The sequence below is a fragment of the Pseudomonas sp. 313 genome (assembly GCF_000316965.1).
GTDB lineage: Bacteria > Pseudomonadota > Gammaproteobacteria > Pseudomonadales > Pseudomonadaceae > Chryseomonas > Chryseomonas benzopyrenica.
On sequence record NZ_ANBZ01000100.1, the window covers coordinates 1 to 470 of the forward strand.

Consider the following 470-nt stretch of genomic DNA (forward strand, 5'->3'; position numbering starts at 1 on the left):
GCGCTGGCCGTGTCCGGCATCACCCGGCACGGCAAGCGCGTGCGCTTCTACTCCACGGTCGATCTGGTCAATCTGCTGGAGCGCGAAAAACACGACGGCAAAGCCGGGCGGATCGCCCAGGCACTGCTGCGCATGGATCTGGTCATCCTCGACGAACTGGGTTATCTGCCGTTCAGCCAGGCTGGCGGTGCGTTGCTGTTTCACCTGCTGTCCAAGCTGTACGAACACACCAGCGTGGTGATCACCACCAACCTGAGCTTCGCCGAATGGTCGAGCGTGTTCGGCGACGCCAAGATGACCACCGCCCTGCTGGATCGGCTGACCCACCACTGCCACATCGTCGAAACCGGTAACGAGTCCTATCGCCTGCAACACAGTAGCTTGGCGGCCCAGGCCAAGATCAAATCACGGGAGCGAAAGCGTAAGGGCGGCCAGGAACCGGAGGACGATGAGCCGTTCTGATTTCATGG

General features: G+C 61.5%; 1 pseudogene. It reads left to right on the forward strand.

The features are described from left to right. Positions 1-462: pseudogene (istB, locus tag C722_RS25330) on the forward strand (IS21-like element ISPst3 family helper ATPase IstB); the annotation flags it as partial. Between the last annotated feature and the right edge of the window lie 8 nt (positions 463-470).